Below are 1,847 nucleotides of genomic sequence, written 5' to 3'. Positions count from 1 at the left end.
ACCGATCGGGTGGTCGTTAGGGATCAGCAGTTCGGCCAGCGACGGGTCGTCGATGATCGTACGGACCTTCGCTTCGTAGAACTTGCGGGCCTCGTCGTTGGCGGCCGGGTCTACCATCTGGTCCGTGAAGGTCTTGGAGAACAGCACGCCGCCGAGCTCCCAGCGCTTCTCGAATGCCGCGCGGCGTTCCTCGGGCGTGGCCTCCATCGTCGGCTTGGGATACGCCACGTGGGGAGAACCGCCGGAGCTGCGCCACGACGCCCGCCGCCGCTGCGCGTAGTTGGCCTTGATTTCGGCGCGGTCGGCATCGGTGAGAGGCCGATTGCCCGCGGGCACGCTGTAATTCGGGGTGCGCTGGAAGACATAGAGCTGGGACGCGGCTTCGGCGATGATCGGGATCGACTGGATGCCAGACGATCCGGTGCCGATGACTGCCACCCGCTTGCCGGCGAAGTCCACCGGCTCGTGGGGCCACGATGCGGTGTGGTGGACATCCCCGGTGAAGGTCTCCAACCCGGGGAAGGAAGGGGTCAGCGCCGCCGACAAGGGGCCGGTTGCCATCAGGCAGAACCGCGCGGTCACCTGCTCGCCGCTATCGGTGGTCACCGTCCAGCGCAGGCTCCGTTCGTCGAGTACCGCCGACGTGACGCGGGCGTTCAGCGTCACGTCGCGGCGCAGGTCCAGTCGGTCGGCGACCCAGTTGATGTAAGCGAGGATCTCGGCCTGGGTGGCGTACTTCTCCGACCAATCCCACTCCTGCTGCAATTCGTCCGAAAACGAGTAGCAATAGTCCACGCTTTCGACGTCGCAGCGGGCGCCGGGATATCGGTTGAAGTACCAGGTACCGCCAATGTCGGGCCCGCTCTCGAACACCCGGACTCGCAACCCTGCCGACCGTAGCTTGTGCAGGGCGTAGAGGCCCGCGAAGCCCGCGCCGACGACAACGGCATCGACTTCCGGGGCCATCCGCGAATCACTGGCAGTCTTCACAGGCGCCTACGGTAGGTCGCAGAGGACGCCGTCAGCCGCGGTGTCCCGGTGACCGGACGCCGGGATGATGGCGTCCCAGCCATCGGAATGACGCCGCCGCCCGTGCCGTCCGCCTCGTAAGAATCGCGGGCATGCCAGAAGTCCGAAGGTGCGACGTCGCCGTGCACGCCGATGCGGAGGCCGCCACCGTCGAGATCGCCTTGGACGGCGATCTCTATCGGCTGCCGTGGCCGCGCGACAAATCCCTCGTGGACACATTGCTCGACGCGCGAATTGACGTGCCACATTCGTGCCGCGAGGGCCATTGCGGCTCCTGTGTGGCGACGGTGCTGTCCGGGGAGGTGGACATGGTCGGCGGCGACGTTCTCGGACCCCAAGACCGTGCCGAGGGCCTGATTTTGTGCTGCCAGGCGCGCCCGGTCAGCGACCATGTCCGCGTCGAGTTTTAACGCCGCATGACAGGGCGTCTGGCGGGCAAGGTCGCGCTGATCACCGGCGCGGCGCGGGGGATCGGCCGCGCGCAGGCGGTGCGGTTCGCGCAGGAGGGCGCCGACATCGTGGCGCTCGACGTGTGCGGACCCATCGACACCGTGGTGGTCCCGCACAGCACGGTCGCCGACCTCGACCAGACGGCTTCGTTAGTCGCGGAGGCCGGTGGTCGGGCGCACACCGAAACGGTCGACGTGCGGGACCTCACCGCTGTCCAGGGCGCCACCGACCGCGGCGCGCGGCGGTTCGGCGGATTGGACGTGGTGTGCGCGACCGCCGGAATCACGTCGCGCGGTATGGCGCTCGAGCTGGACGAAAAAGCCTGGCGCACCATGCTGGACGTCAACCTCACCGGTGTGTGGCACACC

The 1,847-nt window shown here is 67.8% G+C and carries 3 protein-coding genes; 2 read left to right on the top strand and 1 reads right to left on the bottom strand.

Annotated elements, in window-relative coordinates; genetic code table 11:
• Positions 1-966, bottom strand: a 966-nt coding sequence (locus A5712_RS09335) for a flavin-containing monooxygenase (RefSeq protein WP_369830378.1), incomplete at its 3' end; no start/stop codon positions are given.
• Between the two features lie 155 nt (positions 967-1,121).
• Between A5712_RS09335 and A5712_RS09330 the strand changes: the two genes are divergently transcribed.
• Together A5712_RS09330 and A5712_RS09325 are read left to right on the top strand one after the other, a co-directional pair.
• Positions 1,122-1,439, top strand: coding sequence for a 2Fe-2S iron-sulfur cluster binding domain-containing protein (locus A5712_RS09330; RefSeq protein WP_068103804.1), 318 nt, complete (start codon positions 1,122-1,124; stop codon positions 1,437-1,439).
• Positions 1,440-1,445: 6 nt separating this feature from the next.
• Positions 1,446-1,847 (top strand): SDR family NAD(P)-dependent oxidoreductase (locus tag A5712_RS09325; protein ID WP_156766493.1); only part of this gene is annotated, 402 nt, incomplete at its 3' end.

Origin of the sequence: Mycobacterium sp. E2327, assembly GCF_001672675.1 — a bacterium.
GTDB lineage: Bacteria > Actinomycetota > Actinomycetes > Mycobacteriales > Mycobacteriaceae > Mycobacterium.
The sequence above is the reverse complement of the archived record's forward strand: the minus strand, read 5'-3'. Positions and strand labels throughout refer to the sequence as shown.

Bases quoted from the DNA above. Each gene is read 5' to 3' on its own strand.
- A5712_RS09330 (WP_068103804.1), top strand. From the start codon at position 1,122: ATGCCAGAAGTCCGAAGGTGCGACGTCGCCGTGCACGCCGATGCGGAG.